19 protein-coding genes are annotated in these 19,786 nt (G+C 71.9%); 13 read left to right on the forward strand and 6 right to left on the reverse strand.

Translation table 11 applies throughout. The annotated features are described in order from the left end of the window. Positions 1–42: 42 nt before the first annotated feature. The 11 genes from VMR86_13650 to VMR86_13700 all read left to right on the forward strand — a co-directional run bounded on the left by VMR86_13650 (position 43) and on the right by VMR86_13700 (position 9,391). Entirely contained in the window at positions 43–462 is a 420-nt protein-coding gene (locus VMR86_13650) for a hypothetical protein (protein HTO08088.1), read from the forward strand. Positions 463–472: 10 nt separating this feature from the next. Continuing rightward, positions 473–1,288, forward strand: a complete 816-nt coding sequence (locus tag VMR86_13655) for an alpha/beta hydrolase (protein ID HTO08089.1) — start codon at positions 473–475, stop codon at positions 1,286–1,288. Between the two features lie 33 nt (positions 1,289–1,321). After that, complete coding sequence (locus tag VMR86_13660; GenBank protein ID HTO08090.1) at positions 1,322–1,528, forward strand: hypothetical protein; 207 nt, start codon at positions 1,322–1,324, stop codon at positions 1,526–1,528. Between the two features lie 79 nt (positions 1,529–1,607). Next, complete coding sequence (locus VMR86_13665; protein ID HTO08091.1) at positions 1,608–2,159, forward strand: sigma-70 family RNA polymerase sigma factor; 552 nt, start codon at positions 1,608–1,610, stop codon at positions 2,157–2,159. After that, positions 2,159–2,662, forward strand: a complete 504-nt coding sequence (locus tag VMR86_13670) for a zf-HC2 domain-containing protein (protein HTO08092.1) — start codon at positions 2,159–2,161, stop codon at positions 2,660–2,662. The genes VMR86_13665 and VMR86_13670 overlap by 1 nt, the downstream gene beginning before the upstream one ends. A 31-nt stretch (positions 2,663–2,693) precedes the next feature. After that, entirely contained in the window at positions 2,694–3,077 is a 384-nt protein-coding gene (locus VMR86_13675) for a DUF3106 domain-containing protein (protein HTO08093.1), read from the forward strand. 46 nt (positions 3,078–3,123) lie between these two features. Next, positions 3,124–4,035, forward strand: coding sequence for an SDR family NAD(P)-dependent oxidoreductase (locus VMR86_13680; GenBank protein ID HTO08094.1), 912 nt, complete (start codon positions 3,124–3,126; stop codon positions 4,033–4,035). Beyond that, on the forward strand, positions 4,032–4,658 hold the full coding sequence (locus VMR86_13685; GenBank protein ID HTO08095.1) for a glutathione S-transferase: 627 nt from the start codon (positions 4,032–4,034) through the stop codon (positions 4,656–4,658). Before VMR86_13680 ends, VMR86_13685 begins: the two co-directional genes overlap by 4 nt. Before the next feature lie 17 nt (positions 4,659–4,675). Further along, entirely contained in the window at positions 4,676–6,220 is a 1,545-nt protein-coding gene (locus VMR86_13690) for an alpha-isopropylmalate synthase regulatory domain-containing protein (GenBank protein ID HTO08096.1), read from the forward strand. Then, positions 6,217–7,140 carry a hypothetical protein gene (locus VMR86_13695; protein HTO08097.1) on the forward strand — a complete coding sequence of 308 codons (924 nt, stop codon included), beginning with the start codon at positions 6,217–6,219 and terminating at the stop codon, positions 7,138–7,140. The genes VMR86_13690 and VMR86_13695 overlap by 4 nt, the downstream gene beginning before the upstream one ends. After that, entirely contained in the window at positions 7,118–9,391 is a 2,274-nt protein-coding gene (locus tag VMR86_13700; protein HTO08098.1) for a hypothetical protein, read from the forward strand. The genes VMR86_13695 and VMR86_13700 overlap by 23 nt, the downstream gene beginning before the upstream one ends. On the opposite strand, the gene VMR86_13705 is transcribed toward VMR86_13700, so the two are convergent. The 6 genes from VMR86_13705 to VMR86_13730 form a co-directional block, all read right to left on the reverse strand. After that, on the reverse strand, positions 9,392–10,621 hold the full coding sequence (locus VMR86_13705) for a (Fe-S)-binding protein (GenBank protein HTO08099.1): 1,230 nt from the start codon (positions 10,619–10,621) through the stop codon (positions 9,392–9,394). A 1-nt stretch (position 10,622) separates the two neighbouring features. Continuing rightward, positions 10,623–11,813, reverse strand: coding sequence for an FAD-binding oxidoreductase (locus tag VMR86_13710; protein ID HTO08100.1), 1,191 nt, complete (start codon positions 11,811–11,813; stop codon positions 10,623–10,625). A gap of 3 nt (positions 11,814–11,816) precedes the next feature. Continuing rightward, the gene (locus VMR86_13715) at positions 11,817–13,262 is read right to left on the reverse strand and encodes an FAD-linked oxidase C-terminal domain-containing protein (protein HTO08101.1); all 1,446 of its coding nucleotides are present in this window, start codon (positions 13,260–13,262) and stop codon (positions 11,817–11,819) included. After that, positions 13,255–14,250 carry a tetratricopeptide repeat protein gene (locus VMR86_13720; protein ID HTO08102.1) on the reverse strand — a complete coding sequence of 332 codons (996 nt, stop codon included), beginning with the start codon at positions 14,248–14,250 and terminating at the stop codon, positions 13,255–13,257. Before VMR86_13720 ends, VMR86_13715 begins: the two co-directional genes overlap by 8 nt. Positions 14,251–14,440: 190 nt before the next feature. After that, on the reverse strand, positions 14,441–15,148 hold the full coding sequence (locus tag VMR86_13725) for a hypothetical protein (GenBank protein HTO08103.1): 708 nt from the start codon (positions 15,146–15,148) through the stop codon (positions 14,441–14,443). 588 nt (positions 15,149–15,736) lie between these two features. Continuing rightward, entirely contained in the window at positions 15,737–19,039 is a 3,303-nt protein-coding gene (locus VMR86_13730) for a hypothetical protein (protein ID HTO08104.1), read from the reverse strand. 66 nt (positions 19,040–19,105) lie between these two features. On the opposite strand from VMR86_13730, the gene VMR86_13735 reads away from it, so the two are divergent. After that, a complete protein-coding gene (locus VMR86_13735; protein ID HTO08105.1) occupies positions 19,106–19,369 on the forward strand; it encodes a glutathione S-transferase N-terminal domain-containing protein in 264 nt (87 codons plus the stop codon). A 22-nt stretch (positions 19,370–19,391) separates the two neighbouring features. Continuing rightward, positions 19,392–19,786 (forward strand): transglutaminase-like domain-containing protein (locus VMR86_13740; protein HTO08106.1); only part of this gene is annotated, 395 nt, incomplete at its 3' end.

Raw genomic sequence — 19,786 nt, forward strand, 5'->3', positions numbered from 1 at the left:
GCCGACTCGCCCGCAAGCAAGGGCCCTCGTTATGCTCGCCGCGTGAAGTTCGAGAACGAGTTCGTGGTGCGGCGCGCCAAGGCGGAGCTCGCGCAGGTGCTGGCCGCGGACGCGACCGTGACCCAGCTGTTCCCCGACACCGAGATCGTGTCGAGCCGGGGCGGCACGCGCGAGACCCGCACCCGCGTATCGGCGCTGGGCACGGAGTCGATCGTGCGCTTCGTGTTCAAGACCGCCGCGGACGGGGGGCTCACGTTCTCGAAGATCTGCGACGGCCGCGTCTGGCGCTCGCTCGAGGGCGCCATTCGACTCACTCCGCTGAACGACGCGACCACGCGCGTGCAGATCGCGATGGAAGGCACCACGCGCGCGCTGGTGCCCGAGTTCACGATCCGCACGCCGATGAAGGACCAGCTGCAGCAGATGACGCGCGCGCTGCGCGAGAGACTCGAGCATGGGTAGGGTGTGATTCTTGCCTTACCTCGAGGCGAGCGATGGCGCGCAGATCTTCTGGCGCGCGGCCGGCAACGGAGCTCCGCTGCTCTTGTCGTGCGCCTCGTTCTCGACTCACGCGCACTGGGCGGGGCAAGAGGCCGAGCTGGCGCGCTTCGCGCGCGTGATTTCATGGGACTACCGCGGCCACGGTCTCTCCGACGCGCCGGAGGAGCCTTCCCGCTACACCCTGGCGCAGGTGGTCGACGACCTGGAGCGGGTCCACCGCGCCGCGGCGGGTGACTCGCCGGCGATCGCCGCGGGGCTGTCCGTCGGCGGCATAGTGTCACTCTCCTACGCGCGCGCCCGGCCCGAGCGGGTGCGCGCCCTGGTCCTGTGCAACACCGGTCCGGGCTTCAAGAACCCCGAGGCGCTGGCGCAGTGGAACGACATGCTGGAGCGCGCGGCCGCCAAGATGGGCGAGGTCGGGCTCGAGAAGTATCTCGAAGGGAAGCGCGCGAGCGCCGAGCTGCTCGGACTGCATCCCGACTCGGCCTGGGCGCAGCGCGCCCGCGCCGGCCTCTTGTGCTCCTCCGTGCCCGGCCTGCAGCGCTTCGCGCGGGGCGTGGCGGGCCCGGTGCCGAACCTGGTCGACGCGCTGCCCGAGATCGCCCAGCCCGCGCTCGTCTTGGTGGGCGAGCACGACCAGAATTTCCAGCGCGCCTCGCACGTCCTGGCCGCGAAGCTCCCGAACGTGGAGCGGGTCGAGATCGCGGGCGCGGGCCACGTGCTCAACCTCGACCAGCCGCAGGCCTTCGTGCGCGAGCTGGAGCGCTTCGTCCGGAGCCAGCTTTGACCGGGTTCGAAGCGCCGTGGTCTACTCGGCCCCGTGAAATTCGTCTTCTACGCCATGCTGGTCATGATCGCGGCCTCGATCGCGACCGAGCTGGTGCTGCCCCGGGCCATCAAGGACCGTCTCGGAACGGCAATTTGCTGGGGCATGATGGCGATCACGATGGCATTTTTGGGCCTCTCCACCGTGGGGCTCATCTACGCCACCTTCACGCTCTTCATTCGCCCCCATCTCGGGACCTGAAACGCGCTCCTCGGAGCGCGAAACCCAAGTCCCAGCGGCCGGTTTGACGACCGGTAGACCGCAGGGACAAAGCGCGCGGATGCCGGACGAAGATGCGCGCCTGATGCTGGCCTTCCAGAAAGGAGACCGGCGCGCGTTCGAAGCCCTCTTTGCGCGCTACACGCCCCGCGTTCTCACCTTTCTCACACGGATGGTGCGAGACCGCGCTCGCGCCGAGGAGCTGACGCAGGACGTGTTCATCCGCATCTACAACGCCGCAGATCGCTACGAGCCCAGAGCCCGGTTCTCGACCTACCTGTTCGGGATCGCGCACAACATCGCGCTGAACGAGCTGGCGCGGGCGCACCGGAAGCACGAGCAGGCCCGCAGCGATCTGACCGAGCTGGGCGCGATCGACCCCGCGCCGAGCCCGGTCGAGAAGCTCAGCGCGGAGCGCACGCGCGAGCGGCTGGAGCGCGCGCTCGCCGATCTGCCGGAGCGGCAGCGCGCGGCGCTGCTGTTGCGCAGCGAGCAGGGTCTGGACTACGAGGAGATCGCAGGCTCACTCGACACGACGGTCGCGAGCGTGAAGAGCCTGCTGCACCGGGCGCGCGAGAGCTTGCTCGCCGCGCTCGGGGAGGACGAGATCTGATGGACTGCAAGCGAGACCGCGAAGAGATCGCAGCCTACGTAGACGGAGAGCTCGCGGGCGAGGCCCGCGCCGAGCTCGAGTCACACCTCTCGGCCTGCGCGGCCTGCCGCGCCGAGGTCGCCGCACAGGAGCGCCTGGCCCACGCCTTCGCCACGCTTCCGGAGGTGACTCCCGCCGGGGACTTCGAGGCGCGCTTCTGGGCGCGCGTCGCGCGCGAAGGCGAGGCGCGAGAGAGTCGCTGGAAGCGCTGGTTCGGCTGGCGGAACATCCTGGGCGCGGCCCTGGTCACGGCCGTGGCGCTCTTGCTCTTCCTGCCGCTGCCGGAGCGGCCGGCCGGCGACCAGGGGCCGCTCCGGCTGCCGCTCGCAGCCCACGCGAAGGTCGACCCCGACGTGAAGATCGTGAGCAACCCGAAGGACTTCGAGCTCCTTCAGGACCCCGACATCGACGCGATCTCCGAGGTGGACGTGCTCGAGGATTGGGATGACAACCCGCCGAGCTGAGCCAGCTCGGCGGGCCGTCCTGTGCGCGGCCGTGGTCGCGCTGGGCTGGTTTGCGCTGCCCGCGACCGCCCGCGCGGACGACCCGCGCCCTCCGCCGGAGCAGTGGCAGAAGCTCTCGCCCGAAGAGCGCGAGCGCCTGCACCAGCGCTGGCAGGACTTCCAGAAGCTGCCGCCGGAGAAGAAAGAGGAGATCCGCCAGCGCTCCAAGCAGTTCCGGCAGCTCCCGCCCGAGGACCGCGTGCGGGTGCGGCAGAACTACGAGCGCTGGCAGCAGCTCAGCCCGGAGCAGAAGCAGCTCATGCGCGAGCGCTACCAGCGCTTCCAGCAGCTCCCGCCCGACCAGAAAGAGAAGCTGCGCCAGAAGGCCAAGACGCCCAAGCCGCCCGCCCCCCCCAAGGCGCCGCCCAAGAAGTGACCCGACCGAGCGCGTAGAATGGGCTCCCCAAAATCTGGAGGAACCCATGACGGCGCTCGCGGGCAAGATCGCGATCGTGACTGGCGCCGGCCGCGGCATCGGCCGGGAGATCGCACTCGACTTCGCGCGGAACGGCGCGGCGGTGGTGGTGAACGACCTGGGCGGCAACGCCGACGGCACCGGCGCGGGCCGGGTCGCGGACGAGGTGGTGAAGGAGATCGAGAAGCTCGGCGGCAAGGGCGCGGCGAGCTACGACTCCGTCGCGACCATGGAAGGCGGCAGGAACATCTTCCAGACCGCACAGAAGGCGTTCGGCGGCTGCGACATCCTGGTGAACAACGCCGGCATCCTGCGCGACAAGACCATCTTCTCCATGGAAGAGAGTGACTGGGACGCGGTCATCTCCGTGCACCTGAAGGGTCACTTCTGCTGCTCGCAGCCGTTCGCGCGCTACATCCGCGAGACCAACCGGCAGGGCTGCCGGATCATCAACTTCTCGTCGGTCTCCGGGCTGTTCGGGAACTTCGGTCAGTCGAACTACGGCGCGGCCAAGGCGGGCATCGCGGGCTTCTCGCGCGTGCTCGCGCTCGAGCTGGCGAAGTACGGCTGCACGGTGAACACCATCTCGCCGGGCGCGGCCACGCGCATGACCATTCCGCTCATGGAAGGCCGCGGCGTGAAGCCGAACCTGGAAGACCCGCTGGTCGGCCCGCAGCAGATCGCGCCGGTCGTGACCTGGCTGGCCTCGCCGCAGGCGCAGGAGCTCACGGCGCAGATCCTCCACGTGAGTCGCGGGCAGGTGGCGATCATGCAGCAGCCCGCGCTGATCCGCGCCTTCAAGAGCGACCACCTGTGGACGCAGGACGACCTCGACCGCGTGATTCCGGCGCTGTTCGACGCCAAGAAGGCGCACGACGCGCGCGCCAAGAAGGAAGCCGAGCCCGAGGCGCTGTCGTGATCGAAGTCCATCACCTGAACAACTCGCGCTCGCAGCGCGTGCTGTGGCTGCTCGAGGAGCTCGAGCTGCCCTACACGATCGTCCCCTACCAGCGCGACGCCACGACCAACCTCGCGCCCGACTCACTGCGCGCCATCCACCCGCTGGGCAAGTCACCGGTGATCAAGGACGGGTCGAACGTGGTGATCGAGTCCGGGGCGATCCTCGAGTACATCGTGCGCAGGCACGGCAAGGGCCGGCTCGCGCCCGCGGAGAGCGCGCCCGACTGGCCGCGCTACCTGCAGTTCATGCACTACGCCGAGGGCTCGGCCATGCTGCCGGTCATGCTCAAGCTCTACCTGTCGCGCATCGGCGACGCCGGCGCGCCGCTCGCGCCGCGAGTCACGAGCGAGATCGAGAACCACTTCGGATATCTCGACCGGGAGCTGGCCGGGAAAGACTGGTTCGTGGGCAAGGAGCTCAGCGCCGCCGACATCAACCTGTCGTTCCCGATCCAGGTCTGCCGCCTGCTGCACGGCCTGGACAAGTTCCCGAACCTGGCGCGCTTCCTCGAGCGCGTGCACGCCCGCCCCGCCTACAAACGGGGGCTCGAGAAGGGCGGCCCGTACGCATTCGGGAGTTAGCGGGCTAGCCTTCTCCCATGGCGCGCGGATCCCTGGTCCAGGTGATGGACACCACGTTGCGCGACGGCGAGCAGACGCCGAACGTGGCCTACGCTCCGTCCGAGAAGCTGCAGATCGCGCGGCTCCTGCTCGAGCAGGTGCGCGTCGACCGGCTCGAGATCGGGCAGGTGTTCGTGTCCGAAGGCGAAGCCGAGGCGGTGAAGCGCATCACCTCGTGGGCGCGCCGCGCGGGTCACTCGGAGCGGATCGAGATCTTCGGCCTCACCGACGGCAAGCGCTCGGTCGACTGGATCGTCGAGCACGGCGGCGTGGCCATGAACCTGCTCACCAAGGGATCGCGCAAGCACTGCGAGCTGCAGCTGCGCAAGACGCCGGAGCTGCACTTCAAGGACATCGCCGAGACCGTGCGCTACGCGCGCCGGCGCAAGCTGATCGTGAACGTGTATCTCGAGGACTGGTCGCAGGGCGTGCGCGACAGCTTCGACTACGTGTTCGGGCACATCGAGAACCTGGCCGGACTGGGCGTGCGCCGCGTGTATCTGCCCGACACGCTCGGCACCTTCACGCCCGACGACACGGCGCGCTACGTCGAGCTCATGACGCGCACCTGGCCCGAGGTGCACTTCGAATTCCACGCGCACGGTGACTACGGGCTCGCGACCGCGAACTGCCTGGCCGCGGTGCGCGCGGGGGCGCGCGGCATCCACACCAGCGTGAACGGCATGGGCGAGCGCGCGGGCAACACGAAGCTCGCCGAAGTCGTGGCCTCGCTGCACGATCTCACTCCGTTCCGCACCGGGGTCGACGAGAGTCACCTGATCGCGATCTCGGAGCTGGTGGCGCGGCTCTCGGGCAAGACCGTGTCCGACAACGCGCCGGTCGTGGGCCGCGACGTGTTCACCCAGACCGCGGGCATCCACGCCGACGGCGACGCCAAGGCCGACCTGTACGCGAACCGGCTGCTGCCCGCGCGCTTCGGCCGGCGGCGGCGCTACGCGCTGGGCAAGATGTCGGGCAAGGCGTCGATCGAGCAGAACCTGCGCACGCTCGGCATCAAGCTGCCCGCCGAGCAGCGCGACCTGGTGCTGCGGCGCGTGGTCGAGCTCGCGGACAAGAAGCACTCGGTCACCGCCGAGGACCTGCCGCTGCTGATCGCCGACGTGTTGAAGACTCCGGGAGAGCAGCTCGTCCGAATCGAACGCTATGAGTCGCACTCGCAGAGCGACGGCCTGCCCTCCGCGGCGGTGTCGGTGCGCTACCGCGGCAAGACCGCGTCGGCCCGCGCGACCGGCGACGGCGGTTACGACGCTTTCATGAAGGCGCTCGCCAAGGCGCTGCGCGGCTTCGGTCTGCGGCTCCCGCAGCTCGTCGACTACAAGGTGCGCATCCCCCCCGGCGGAAAGACGGGGGCGCTGGTCGAGACCGTGATCTCGTGGCAGCTCAGTCCGCGCGCGCAGCCCTTCCACACGCTGGGCGTCGATTCGGACCAGCTCGCCGCGGCGGTGATCGCGACCGAGAAGATGCTCAACCTGCTGGCGGCGCGGCGCACGGCACGACTTTGAGCGCGCGCGTCCCGCGCGTGCTGGCCGCCGCGCTGCTCGCCAGCGCCTGCGCGAGCGCGCCGCCGTCAGACCCGGCCGACCAGCCGACTCAGGACCTGCTCGAGGTGGTGGCCGTGCTGCGGCTGCACGTGGACGACGACACCTACCGCTTCGCGCCCGCGCGCGACATCTCGGGCCGGAACGTGTTCCGCGCCTCGTTCGAGAGACTCGAGACGCTCGAGACCGCGCACGCCGAGAAGATGTCCACGGGCTACATGACCGACGTGCTGTGGTTCGCGAAGGCGCGCGCGCTGGAGCGGATCGGCGAGTACCAGCTCGCGCAGGCGCACTACGCGCGCGTGGCCGACCTCGACTCCGAGCTGAAGGAACCCGCGCGCGCGGGCCGCGACGTGTGCGAGCGGCTGCTCGCAGCCAGCACGCCCGACGCCAAGCCACCGCCCGACGCGCAGGCCGCGGCGGACCGCTGGACCGAGCGCCGCGCGCAGCTCGAGGCGCTGGGCAAGGACGTCGCGGAGACTCACTGGCGCTACGTGGTGTCGGAGGAGATCGAGCGCGGCGACGTGGCCGAGGCGGCGTACTTCGCGGCGCAGTCCGAGAGTGACCCGAGCCTCGAGCCCACGGCGCTGCAGCGCGCGCAGCAGGTCGTGGAGCTGCACCGCGACAGCAAGAACAAGAACCGCCACCTGCTCGCGCTCGCCGACCTGTACGCGGAGCTGTCGCGCCGCTACGCGCGCCGCAACCCGCCGCCCTCGCTCGGCTTCGACCCGGCCACGTTCGACGAGTACGCGCACGGCGCCACGCGCGTGTACGAGGTGGTGTCGGAGCAGGATGGCACGGTCGAGAAACTCGAGGCCGCGCACAAGCTCGAGGCGTATCTGAGCTACACGCTGCAGGTCCATGAAGACAAGCTGCCTCACTAGCCGCGTCACCATTCTGTGTAGCGCGTTCCTGCTCGCGGCGTGCTCGTTCGAGCACGGGCCGCAGCCCGCCGAGTGGCGGCCGCTCCAGGCCGCGCACGCGGCGCGCGAGCCGCTGCCCGACACCTCGGAGCGGATCGCCTCGCACCTGGCCGCGGCTGTGCTGGTCGGCCGGCGCCACGAGGCCGAGGCGGCGCGCACGGCGCTCGAGCACGAGGAGCAGGCGCGCGCCGCGCGCGGAGAGCTGCCCTCGGGGCTGTGCGACAACGCGGCCGAGCTGTTCGCGGCCGCGGGCGGGAGCGACGCGTTCCCGGACCGCGCGCGCGAGCTGCTGCGGCGCGACGACCTCGATCCCGCGCTGCGCCGCCGGCTCGAGCTGGCGCGTGACTCCGCGCCGCTCGTGGTCGCCGACGCGCGCCTGTCCGAGGAGACGCGCTGGAAGCTCGGCGCGCTGTTCAACCGCATCGTCGAGCCGCTCTCGACCATGGCGATCAGCGGCGCGATGAACCCGATCGCGGCCTCGCGCAGCGCGCTCTCCACGCTGCTGACCGCGCACCAGTTCCCGATCGCCAGCTCGCGCGAGCGCCAGGCGCTGCACACCTGGGACGAGTGGCTCGAGCGGCATCCCGACGATCCGCGCGCGCCCGAGATCGCGCGCCGCGCCGACGGCTTGCGCGACCAGCTCGCGCGCGAGCGCGTGAAGAACAACCTGCGCGCCGCCGAAGCGGCCGCCGAGCACGGCGAGTGGCGGGCCGTCGCGGTGCTGGCGCACCGCGCGCAGAGCCAGCTCCCGGACGACGCGCGCGCGGCCGAGCTCGCCGCCCGCGCCGACGCGATCCTGCGCGAACGCGAGGCGCGTGCCCGGCGCAGCCTCGAGGTGCGCGCCTTCGAGAGCGAGTCACTGAGCGAGTCACAGCGCGTGGCCTGGCAGCGCCTGGCGCGTGCCGCCGCGGCCGCGCCCTACGCCGAGGTCGCGGCGCGCGCGGACGAGCTCGAGGCAACGGCTCCGCCGCCCGAGCTCGCGCCCGTGGTGCGGCTGGCCTCGAGCTTCGAGCCGCTCGCGCGCGGCGACGAGGACGGCTTCGCCGAGTCATTGGCGCGCGTGCCCCGGCCCGCGGGCGCGCCCGACACCGCCTCGCGCCAGGCGGGTGCGCTGCTCGCCGACCCGATCCGCAACGCCTGGCCCGCGTACCGCGCGGCCGAGGCGGCCGACGACCGCGGGCGCCTGGCCTGGATCGCCCTGGGCCAGTTCACCAACGGAGCCAGCAAGCGCGACCTGTGGCGCCCGCTCGAGTATCTGGTCGATCTGCCCTCGATGGCCATGACGATCGCGCTCTTCCCGCTGCGCGTGCTGCAGTACCCGATGGCGCGCGGTCACTTCGGAGCCGGCGTGCTGCAGGCCGGTGAGCGCTACGTGGCGAGTCACCCCGACGGCGCGCACGCCGACGAGGTCCACGCCACGCTCGAAGCCCTGTATGCCGACAAGGGCCAGCCGAACGCGGCCCTGCGCCACGCCGAGGCGCGCCGCGAGCCCGACCCCAAGGAGATCGCGAAGTACCGCAAGGACGCCGCGGCGCAGATCGTGGCCGCCGCCGACAAGCAGCCGCGCCTGGACCTGAAGGTCGCCTATCTCAGCACGGTGCTGCGCGAGTTCCCGGACACGCCGGCGGCCGCGGACGCCAGGAAGAAGTTCCTCGAGGCGCGGCGGAGCGCCTCGCCGCAGCGCATCCGGCTCACCAAGGAGTTCCTGCTCGAGCACCCGCCGCTCTGGGCGCCGGGCGCGCTCGGCATCCGCTCCGAGCTGCTCGACGGCCGGCGCGGGAACGGCGAGATCGCGGATACGGGAGTCACTCTCTTGGGCAGGAACGTGCTCGAGATCGCGCTCGAGGGCCGCGATCCGGTCACCAGCGAGGTCCCGCCCGACGACTTCGCGCGCTTCGTGGCGCGCCTCGAGGAAGTGAGCCGCTCCTCGCTCGCCACCGACGACCGCGAGCGGGCCGTGGCCGACTCGGCGCGCGACGCGTACTTCTCGAGCTCGCGCCTGGGCCTGGTCGAGAGCACGGACCCCCGGCCCGAGGCGCGCTCCGACGCCGTGTTCGAGAGCACGCACGAGAAACACGGCTGGGTGCGCTCGCGCGAGAGCATCCTGCCCGTCGACCTGGTGCTGCGCGGAGACATCAGCACGCTGGGGCTGGCGGCGTTCCCGCGCATCCGGCTGCCGGAGTCGACCCCGGACGCCATGCTGTACGAGTGACTAGGGGCCGTAGGCGCGAGCGAGCAGCTCGAGCGGGTGGATCACTTCGACCTCGAGCCCGGCGGCGCGCACGCCTCCGCCGATCTGCAACAGACACCCGGGATTCCCGGTCGTCACGACCTCGGGCGCCGTGTCGACGATCGCCTGGACCTTGCGCGCGAGCAGCTTCGCCGCCATCTCGGGCTGAGTCAGGTTGTAGATGCCGGCCGCGCCGCAGCAGTCACGGCAGCCCGGCAGATCGAACAGCTCGAGCTCGGGAATGGCGCCCAAGAGCGCGCGCGGGGCGGCGGCGACGCGCTGGCCGTGCAGCAGGTGACACGGGTCGTCGTAGGCCACGCGCAGCCGCAGCGGGCGCGGCTTCGCGCGCAGGCCGACCTCGGCCAGAAACTCGGTCGCGTCGCGCACCTTGCGCGCGAAGTCGTCGCCCCGGTCCTTGAGCGCGGCGCCGCAGCCGGCCGAGTTCACGATCACGGCGGAGACCGAGTCGAGCCGGAAGGCCGCGCGGTTCTTGGCGTGCAGCTCCGTGGCCGTGGCGGGGTCTCCGGCGTGCGCGTGCAGCGCGCCGCAGCAGACCTGGCCGCCGGGGATCTCGACCTCGAAGCCGTTGCGCGCCAGCACCGAGACCGTGGCGGCGTTCGCGGCGCCGAAGATCTCGGGCATGACGCAGCCCGCGAAGAACGCCACGCGCCCGCGGCGCTGGCCGTCGGCGGGCACGACCAGCGGGGGCCGGTAAGGGTCGGCCAGCTCGGGCAGCATGCGCTCCATGCGCGCGAGCGGCGGCACCAGGGCGAGCGCGCGCGTGGCGCGCAGCGCGCGCTGCAAGCCGCTGCGCTGGTAGGCGCGCAGCAGCGCGAACAGGCGCGCCAGCCGGTCCGGGCGCGCGATCACTCCGCGCAGCGCGAGCCGCTCGAACGCGCGAGTGACTCGGCTGCGCGCGCCGCGCGCGTCGATCTCGGCGCGCATGCTCTCCACCAGGTGCCCGTAGCGCACGCCGGCCGGGCAGGCCGACTCACACGCCCGGCACGCGAGACAGAAGCTCATCTCGCCCACCACCAGCTCGTCGAGCGGGATGCGGTCCTCCGCGACGCCGCGCATCAGGTAGATGCGCCCGCGCGGCGAGCTGCTCTCGCGTCCGGTCTCCTGGTAGGTCGGGCAGTGCGGGAGACACAGGCCGCAGTGCACGCAGTCGAGCGTGGCGGCGTAGTCGAGGTGGCGGGGCGCGTCGGCCATCTCAGATGCCCGCCACGAAGCGCCCGGGCGAGAGCACGCGCGCCGGGTCGAAGCGCGCCTTCAGCGCGCGCATGAGCGCGAGCGCCGGGGGCGGCGGCCCGAAGGCGTCGCAGGCGAGCGCGGCGCCCGGCGTGCGCTCGATCAGGAGCGCCGCGCCCGCGCGGGCCGCGAGCTCCACGAGCGCGGGCACGCGCGCGAGCGGCACCCGGCCGAGCGCGATCCCGGCGCGCGGCAGCGCCAGCCGCAACGACGAGTCACCGGCCGCCGCGCACAGGCCGCGCACCAGCACCGGGAGATCGCTCGGCCGCGCGCCGAGCTGCACGCGCGCGCCGGCCGGCGCGGGCGGCTGCGCGAGCTCGTCGCGCACGGCCGACCAGGCCGCGGGCTCGACGGAGTCACCGGGCGCGTGCGCAAGCTCCGCCTCGACCTCGGCCGCGCTGCCGGCCGCCCGCAGCCACAGCTCCGCGCCGCCGGCCACCGGGCGCACCGCGGCTGCGAGCGGGCTCTCCGGCGCCACCGCCTCGGCCGCGGCTGCCAGCGCCGCCTCCAGGCTCGGGAAGCGCGCGCGAGTCACTGCCGTGCGCTCGGGCGCCGCGCGCAGCCGCAGCACGGCGCGAGTCACCACGCCCAGGCTCCCGAACGAGCCGCAGTAGAGCCGCACCAGGTCGAAGCCGGTCACGTTCTTCACCACGCGCCCGCCGCAGCGCGTGAGCTCGCCGTTGGGCAACGCCAGCTCGAGACCCAGGAGGTCGCCGCGCAGCCGGCGCTCCGGCGCGTCCGGAGTCAGCGGGTCCACCGCGATCGTCCCGCCCACGGTCGCGCCGGCGCGAAGCGGGTCGAAGGGCACGCTCTTGCCCGACGCCGCCGCGGCGCGAGCCAGCGCCTCGAGAGTCACTCCGGCCTCGACCTCGCCCACGCCCTCGTCCGGGTCGAGCTGCGCCGGCGCGCACAGCCGCCCCAGCTCGAGCCGCACGCAGCTCGCCGCGTCGAGCGGGTTTCCGAGCCCGAGCCCCGTGCCGCCGCCCACGGGCAAGAGCGCGATGGCCGACTCACTCGCCGCGCGCAGACACGCGGCCACCTCGTCCGCGCTCCCCGGGCGCACGACCGCCGCGACGCGCGCGCCGCAGACGGTCTCCTGCTCGGCGCGCGAGACGTGACCCGCGCCGACGATCGCCTCGAAGGGGTCGCCCATGCGCTAGAAGCTTACCTGCCCATAACCCCGGTGTCGGGGATTGCTCTCGGTGCAGGCGCGCGGCGCGGGGATCTGCTTGCCCGGGTTGCAGCGGTCCTCGGGGTCGAACACGTCGTGGACCCAGCGCATGGGCTCGAGGTCGGCCTCGGAGAACACCAGACACATGTGCTGGAGTTTCTCGAGCCCGATGCCGTGCTCGCCCGAGAGCATGCCGCCCGCCGCCACGCAGATGCGCAGGATCTCGGCGCCGACCTCCTTGATCGTGCGCAGCTGCTCCGGGTCGCGCCGGTCGAAGGTGATGTTCGGGTGCAGGTTGCCGTCGCCCGCGTGCAGGATGTTCGCGATCTGGATGCCACGCGCCTCGGCGGCGCGGTTGATGGCCTCGACCACCTCCGGGAGCTTGGTGCGCGGCACCACCGCGTCGTGCACGTACAGGTCGGGCGCGAGCCGCCCCATGGCGCCGAACGCGCCCTTGCGGCCGCGCCACAGCGCCAGCCGCTCGGCCTCGTCGCGCGCCACCCGCACCTCGAGCGCGCCCCGGCCCCGGCACAGCGACTCGATCTCCGCGCGCTCGGCCTCGACCGGCGCCCGCGCGCCGTCGAGCTCGACCAGGAGCACCGCGCGCGCGTCCCGGGGGTAGCCCGCCGCGAACACCGAGGCCTCGACCGCGGCGATCGTGCGGTCGTCGATCAGCTCGAGCGCCGCGGGCACGATGCCGCGCGCGATCACCGCCGAGACCGACTCACACGCGGCCGAGAGACTCTCGAAGCTCGCCAGGAGCGTGCGCACGCACTCGGGCTGCGGCATCAGCCGCACGGTGACTGCGCTCGCGATGCCGAGCGTCCCCTCCGAGCCCACGAACACGCCGCGCAGGTCGAAGCCGTGCGCGTGGCCGTCGCGCCGGCCGAGCTGTGCGATCTCGCCGTCGGGCAGCACCACCTCGAGCGCCAGCACGTGCGGGCTCGTGGTGCCGTACTTCAAGGTGTGCGGCCCGCCGCTGTTCTCGGCCACGTTGCCGCCGATCGTGCAGGCGGACTGACTCGACGGGTCCGGCGCGTAGAACAGGCCCAGCGGCCGCACCGCCGCCGACAGGTGCTCGTTCACGATCCCGGGCTGCACGGTGGCGGTGCGGTTGGTGGCGTCGATCTCGAGGATGCGGTTCATGCGCGAGCACTCGATCACCACGCCCCCGGTCACCGGCGTGGCCCCGCCCGAGAGACCGGTGCCCGCCCCGCGCGGCACGTAGGCCACGCCCGCCTGGTTGCACGCTCGCACCACCGCCGCGAGTGACTCGCTGGTGGTCGGAAAGACCACGCACAGCGGCGCGCCGCGCTCCAGGGTGAGTCCGTCGGACTCGTAGGAGAACAGCTCAGCGCGCCGGTCGAGGACCTCGGCGACGTCGCGGATGGCGCGCAGGCGGTGGGCGAGCGACGCGCTGCGCTCAGCCAAGGCCGAGGCGTTCGACCTCTTCCTCGTCCATGCCGAGGTAGTGGCCGATCTCGTGCTTCACCGTGATCTGGATCTGCTCCACGAGCTCCGCGCGGTTCATCGCGATCTTCTCGAGGTTGCGCTTGAACAAGAGGATCTTGTCGGTGTCGGTGCGCTGCAGCGTGCCCAGCGTCGGGCTCGCGCCCGGCTCGGTCGCCGCCACGCCCGAGAACAGCCCGAGCACCTGCGGCGAGACGAACTCCTGGCGCACGAGCTCCTCGCTCGGCAGGTCCTCGACGATCACCGGGCAGTTCTCGGTGTACTTGCGGATGGGCTCAGGCAGGCTGCGCAGCGCCTGGTCGGCGGCGGCCTCGAACTCCGCATCGTCGATGCGGGTCGGCAGCGGGTACAGCTCGGGCGCCAGCCGCGCCGCCTTGGCGAAGGAGCGCTCGGCGTTCTCGAGCTGACCCGTGTGCTCCATGACCAGCGCCATGTGATAGGTGCTGTGTGCGCACTCGGGCTCGAGCGCGAGCCCGCGCTCGAGCGAGCGCCGGGCCTCGTCGTAGTTGCCCAGCTCGAACAGCACCTGGCCCTCGAAGCCGCGGTAGATGCCGACCTCGCCCTGGATCTTGATCGCGCGGCGCAGCAGGAACAGCGCCCCCTCGAGGTCGTCGAGATAGAACAGCGCCTTGGCCTTGAGATAGTAGACCTCGGCCTCGATCGGCTTCTCGAGCGAGCCCTGCAAAAGCTCGTCGGACAGGTCGAGCGCTTCCTCGTGCTCCTGGAACTCCTCGATCAGGATCTCGACGCGGTTCAGGTGCGCGGGCTGATACTCGCCGTCGGCCTCGATCGCGCGCTCGAACTCCTCGAGCGCCTCCTCGGCGCGCGCGTTGTCCCAGAGTATCTCGCCGCGGCTGTTGTGGGCCTCGGCGCCGGTCGGGTTCGCGCGCAGAGCTTCCTCCAGCCAAGCGAGCGCTTCGTCCGTCTGGCCGTTGGAGGACGCTTCCATCGCCTGGTCCAGGCAATCCCAGTAGCGATCTCGATCGAGCATGTGTGCCCCCAGGACCGGGGCGCGATTCTAGCAAACCGCACCCGGCGAATGCTGCGCGGGTCCCCGTCGAGAGAACCCGCTAACTCATCGGAAAATAAGCGAAAATTCTACGATTGCGGCGCGCGCGGCAGAGTCCGGCAAGTGCGGTTCAGGAGCGCGCGGCGCCCGGCACGAAGATGCGCTGGCAGCTCACGCAGATGTGCACTTCACCTGCCGTCACGCGGTTCTGCATCTCGGGCGGGACCGACCGATGGCAGCCCGAGCAGGTCGCCTGCTCGATGCGCGCGATGCCGTAGCCGCGCGCCTTCACCGCCCGAGTATACAGCGCCTGCACCTGGCCGCCGAACGCGACCAGGAGCTTGCTGCGCTCCTCGACCGTGGCCGCGTGGCGCTCTTCGACCTCGGCCAGGCGCGCGCGCAGCTCGTCGGTCTCCTTGGCGACCTCCTGCGACACCTGGCGCGCGCTCGCGTCGGCGCGGCGCGCGTCGTCGCCGAGTGTCTCGGCGCGCTCCATCGCGACCAGTATCTCGTCCTCGATCTCGGCGATGCGCTTCTGGTGCGCGTCGATCTCGTGCAGCAGCGCCGTGTACTCCTTGTTGGTCTTCACGACGGCCGACTGGGCATGGAGCTTGTCGCGCTTGGCGGACACGTCCTGGGCCTCGGCCTCGCGCGTGCGGCGCAGCTTCTCGACCCCGTCGAGCTCGCCGCGCAGGCGGGCGGCTTCGTCCTTGGCGGCGCTGCTGCGCGCCTCGGCCCTCTCGATCGCCTGCGGCAGGGCGGCGCGCGCCCGCTCGAGCTCGAGAATCACTCCCTCGAGCTCGGCGAGCGCCTGCAAGCTCGGCTTCGCGGGATCCATGGCGAGAAAGCTCCCACGCGCGCTGGCTGGGGTCAACCGTCCGTGGGCCTCGAGCCCCGCCGCGCGGGGGTCGATAAGTGGGCATGTCCGACCAACGCTATGCGCCCCCGATGGCCGCGCTGGCCGAGCCCGCGCTGCGCTCGGGCGGAGGGGGCCTGATCGATATCGGGGAGGCCTTCCGGCAGGCCTGGGGCGCCGTCTGGCCGAACCTGGGGCTGTTGCTGGGCGCGAGCATCGTGAGCGGCCTGGTGGCGCTGCTCTCGGCCTGCACGCTGATCGGCGTCGTGGTCGTCTGGCCGGTGCTGTGGTGGGGCTGGTGGCGGCTCCTCTTGAACGTGCTCGACGGCGAGGGCGAGGTCCGGGACCTGTTCTCGGGCTTCGAGAGCTACCGCGAAAATCTGTCGGGCATGCTGAATCTGTCGGGGCTGATGCTGGTGATCATGCTCGCGGGCCAGTCGGTCTCGCACCTGGGGCAGGTCGTGCACTCCATGCCGCTCATGGTGCTGGGCACGGTCGCCAGCATGGGCTGGTCGATCGGCGTGATGCCGCGGCTGTCGTTCGTCTGGTACTTCCTGGTGGACCAGCGACTCACTCCGTCGGAGGCGGTGCGGGCGAGCTGGGACGCCACGGCCAACCAGCTCGGACTGTGTTTCCTGCTCGGGCTGGTGTCGGGACTGACCACGATGCTGGGCTTCCTGTTCCTGATCGTCGGAGTGATTCCGGCGGCGTTCGTGGCTTCGCTGATGCAGGCTGCGGCGTACCGCCAGCTTGCGGGCCGGTGAAGCGCCGCTGCATGAACTGGTACTCCTCGACGAACGCGCGGTCGTCGCGGTTCTCGCGCGCCGCGGTGCGCGCCACCAGGAGCGCGTGGTCGGTCGCGCCGGCGAGCGCCGCGTTCCAGGCGATCCAGAACCACATCGGCTTGTAGTCCACCTCCTCGCGCCAGATCTCCACGATGCGCGCGAAGCGCGGCACGGTCTGGAAGCGCGCCACGGTGGCGATCCAGCTGGCGGCGTTCATGCGGATGCGCCGGTCGTTCTCCTGCTTGATGTCGCGCAGCTCGGCGCGCAGCTTCGGCTCGTCGCCCTCGACCAGCGCGGTCACGAGCCGGATCTCGCGCAGCTCGTGCTCGAAGCTGCGGTGGTCCAGGCCCAGTGAGTCGGCTTCGTCGCGCGCCTTTACGGCGCGCTGGGCGAGATAGGCCACGCGCGCCGGGTCGAGCGACTTCTTCTCCTTGGCGAACAGGGCCGCGATCTCGCTCGACCAGAACGCCGGCGAGATGCGGATGAACGAGAAGTCGCGCGCCAGCTGCTCCGGGCCGCTGCCGCGCTGGGTGTGGTCGATCACGGGCGGGTCGGGCAGCGGCGCAGCCTCGATCCTGGCCAGCACCTCGTTCGGGTCCGAGGTGGCCTCGAGCAGCCGCCCCAGCACGGCGTAGCGCGAGAGCGGGCTCTCCGCCGGATCGAGCTCGCGGAAGCCGAGCTCGTTCAGCCAGCGCAGCGAGGTGCCGGTCAGCACCGCGCGCGCCGCGGAGTCGGCCAGCTCGCCTTCGCGGGTCGCGAACAACAGCGCGATGCTCGAAGACACGTACCAGCGCACGCGGTCGCGGACCGGCTCGGTCTGCAGGCGCCAGCTCTCCATGTCGATGTCTTTCTTCTTGAGTGACTCGACCAGCGTGTCGATGGCGGAGACGGTCTCGGGAGTCACGTCGTTGGCGAGGATCTCGAGCGCGAGCGCGGGGTCGCAGTTCTCGACCATCACCGAGTCGGCCAGCGAGAGCTTCGCCTCGGCCAGCCGCAGGCCCATCTTGTCCTCGAGCTCTGGAATCTCGTGCTCGCGCAGCTCGCGCGCCAGCGCGCGCGCCTCGTCCTTCTTGCCCGCGCTGGCCAGCGCCACCACGCGGTCGATCTCCATCGAGACGCGCGTCTGGCCCGGGTCGCTGCGCGCGACCGCTTCGACCAGCGCGTCGGCGGCGAGCTGGTACTGACCGGTGTAGTGGTACAGCCCGGCGAGCTCGGTGTAGTTCGCGGGGTCCTGGTCACCCGACGCGATGCGGTCGGTCATCTTCACGATCGCGCGCTGGTAGGTCTGGAAGTGCCAGTCGCGCTGCACGTCGATCATGGTGCGCGCGTACTCCGGGTCGGCGAAGACGCGCCACGAGAGATACCAGCTCGAGCGCGTGTTCTCGCCCGAGAAGCGCAGCAGGATCTCGAGCTTGGTGCGGTCGAAGAGCTCGCTCGAGCCGAAGCTCTTGTAGGTGAGCTCGAGGCTGTCGGGCAGGGTCGCGCCCGGGAACGCCAGCGGCTGGCCCGTCTGCAGGATGTAGGTGAGCCAGCTCCCGTCGGGCTGCTTGTCGGCCCAGGCGAGCGCCGCGTGCGCCGGCAGCCCGATCATCTGCGCGTTGCGGCCCTGGCGCCCGGCGATCTCCTGGTCGAGCTCGGACAGGTCGTCGCAGTCGCCGCGCATCAGGCCGCCGGTGGTGGTCGCGAGCGTCTCCGACGCGGTCTGGTGGATGTCGCCGCTCACCATGCGCGTGCCGAGCAGCGCGGGGTTGCGCGGGTCGGGGCTGTCGAAGGCGTAGACCAGGAGATACTCGCCGATCAGGTCGAGGTGCGCGGCGTCCGGGAGCGCCTGCGCCGCCTCGGCGTAGAACTTCTCGTCGTCGGCGGTGCCGCCGCTGCGCGCCGGGTGCACGACACCGAAGCGTGTCGCCAGCGCGAGCACGTCGCCGTCCGGCTCGGTCACCAGCACGTGCGGCGGCAGCGCGTCCGGCAGCGCCGCCCACTCCACGCCCTCGCCCTTGGTCGGGAAGGCGGAGCGCCAGATGTCGTCGTCGGCGGCGAGGCCGTGCTCGGGATCCCAGGCCGCGAGCCGGTCCGCGCCGGCGTAGAGCTCGGCGGATTGGTAGCGCGCGGCGTCGCGCACGGGGTCCGCGCCGACCGGCAGGTGGACCACGAGCCGCGTGCTCTTGCCGTTGGTGTAGTAGGCGGGCGGCGCCGCGACTCGCGAGTAACCGACGCGGCGCGGGGTCGCAAGCGTCCAGACGCGCGCGCCGTAGGCATCCTCGACCAGCTCGAAGGTCGAGTCACGACCGGTGTAGCGCGCGACGGGCCGCAGCTTCTCGGCCTCGAGCACCGCTCGGCGCAGCTCGTCGCAGAGTGTCTGCGGCGCGCCCAGCGCGGCCAGCCAGCCGAAGCGCACCAGGCGCCGCGCGAAGCTCGGCGGCACGTAGTCGAAGCTGGTCTGCGAGTCCTCGAGCGGGATCTGCGCCAGGATGGCCGCAATCGCGGGGCGGCTCTCGGGCTGCAGCTTCGCGCGCGGCAGTGACTCGACCAGCGCCGCGACCGCGTGCTCGACCCGCTCGCGCGCCCGGGCGTGCTCCCTGCGGCTCTTGGCGGCGAGCTCGGCGCGGCCGATCTCGCGCAGCACGCCCTCGCGAATCACGTACAGGTGCGGGCCCACGAGGTAGCCGCCCGAGAGCTCCTCCTCGTAGAACACCAGGTCCTCGCCGTGCAGGCCCGCCGCCTTGGCGTTCGCGAGCATCTGCGGCAGGTCGCGAAGCGGGTCCGAGTTCGAGGGCGCGAGCAGCCCCCAGCTCGAGCGCAGCGGCCCGAGCTCGGTCTGGAGCTCGAGCCAATCGCGCTCGCGCGCGCGCAGGATCGGGTACTGGGGCCCGCTGCTCGCGCGCCAGCACAGGCGCTCGCCGCAGGGCGCGAGATCCGCGCGCGCGGGCAGCGCGCCGGCGAGCTCGGCCTCCTGGAGCATGCGCGGCGGCGGCGGCTCGGCCGGGCCCGCGGGCGCCGCCTCGGGCGGGGCCTGTGGCGGCGGAGCCGGCGCGAACGGGGCGCAGGCCAGCAGGAACGCGGCGAGCAGGAGCGCGAGGCGTCGCATCGCGACGGGTACCTTACTCGCTCGGCGTGAAGTAAGCTCCGACGCGCCCTCCCGCGCGAGGAGAAGATGAAGGTTCCCGGTCTGTCGCTGTATCACTTCGACGGCTGCCCCTACTGCGATCGGGTGCGCTCGGCCATGGCGCGGCTGTCGCTCGAGATCGAGCTGCGCGACATCCACAAAGAGGCCAAGTACCGCGAGGAGCTCGTCGCCGCCACCGGCCGCCAGACCGTGCCCTGCCTGCGCATCGAGGGCTCGGCCAAGCCGCGCTGGATGCACGAGTCCGCCGACATCGTGCGCTACCTCGAGACGGAGGTGGCGGGGAAGGGCTGAGGCCCGCGCCCCCGCCCACCGCGTGCTCGAGTCACCCGCGCGCGTCCAGTTCGAGCGGATCGCGGCGCTCGACGATCCGCGCATCGACCTGGCCGAGGCCGCGCTCTGGATCGCCGCCGAGGAGTACCCGGAGCTCGACGTCGCGGCACAGCTCGCGAAGCTCGACGCGCTCGCGGCCGCGGCCATGTCGCGAGTGACTCGCGGCGCGGACGCGCTGGAGCGGGTGGAGCGTCTGAACGACTTCCTGTACCGCGAGTCGGGCTTCTCCGGCAACCGCGCCGACTACTACGACGCGCGCAACAGCTTCCTGAACGACGTGCTCGAACGGCGCACCGGCATTCCGATCACCTTGGCGATCGTCTGGATCTCGGTCGCCGAGAGACTCGGCTTGGCGGCGCACGGGATCGGCTTCCCGGG

Source organism: Myxococcota bacterium (assembly GCA_035498015.1).
GTDB lineage: Bacteria > Myxococcota_A > UBA9160 > SZUA-336 > SZUA-336 > VGRW01.